Raw genomic sequence first — 1,133 nt, 5'->3', positions numbered from 1 at the left:
CTAGAATGAAAAAGAAAGCGTATAAATTTAGGTTTTACCCAACAGACGATCAGGCTTCGCTTCTAGCAAAGACTTTCGGCTGTGTGCGCTTTATTTATAACCGGGTTTTAAAAGTTAGAACCGATGCATACTACAAAGATGGCAAGAGCATTAATTACTCTGCCGCTAGTAAAATACTGACAGAACTTAAAAAAGATCCTGAGTTCATTTGGTTAAAAGAAGTCGCGTCGGTAGCACTACAACAAAGTTTACGTCATCAGCAAACGGCATTCACCAACTTCTGGGATGGTCGGACGAAATACCCTACCTTCAAGAAGAAAAATGCCCGTCAGTCGTTCAGCTTGGTAGGATCTGCCTTCCGTTATCGTGATGGGAATATTTATATTCCAAAATCTAACGAGCCGCTCAATATTCGATGGTCGCAACCACTACCTTGTGAGCCCTCAACGATCACTATTTCAAAAGATGCCGCTGGGCGCTATTTTATTAGCTGCCGGTGTGACGTTGATATTAAACCAATGCCTATCTCTGCAAAACAGGTCGGCATCGATTTAGGATTAACTGATCTTTACATTACCAGCGATGGTTTTAAATCTGGCAACCCACGCCATTTAAAACGATATGAAGCTAAATTAGCTTACTTCCAGCGAATGCTGTCAAGAAAGAAAAAAGGCTCTAAAAACCGCAATAAAATGCGTTTAAAAGTAGCTAGAGTACACGCTAAAATTGCTGACTGTCGAATGGACGCCACTCATAAGGCATCCCGTAAACTTATTAACGAAAACCAAGTTGTTTGCGTCGAAAATCTCGCGGTAAAAAATATGATGAAAGTCCCGACTTTGGCCAAGGCGATTGCGGATGCTAACTGGGGGGAATTCGTGCGCCAATTACATTACAAAGGTGGATGGGCTGGACGAAGCGTTGTAGAAGTAGATCGGTGGTTCCCGTCATCAAAGCGCTGTAGCACTGAAAGTTGCGGATTCGTAAATGAATCACTACCACTTAATGTGCGTAGATGGACATGCCCGAAATGTGGTTCGCACCATGATCGGGACATCAATGCAGCAAAGAATATTAAAGCCGTCGGGCTGACGGTGTTAGCCTCTGGAGCGACTGGATCGGGGGCAAAAGTA

1 protein-coding gene is annotated in these 1,133 nt (G+C 43.6%); it reads left to right on the top strand.

From position 1 onward, the window contains the following. A partial coding sequence (locus tag CXF72_RS00395; RefSeq protein ID WP_232784832.1) for an RNA-guided endonuclease InsQ/TnpB family protein occupies positions 1 to 1,133 on the top strand: 1,133 nt, incomplete at both ends.

This window comes from Psychromonas sp. MB-3u-54 (assembly GCF_002836415.1).
Classification (GTDB): Bacteria; Pseudomonadota; Gammaproteobacteria; order Enterobacterales; family Psychromonadaceae; genus Psychromonas.
The sequence above is the reverse complement of the archived record's forward strand: the minus strand, read 5'-3'. Positions and strand labels throughout refer to the sequence as shown.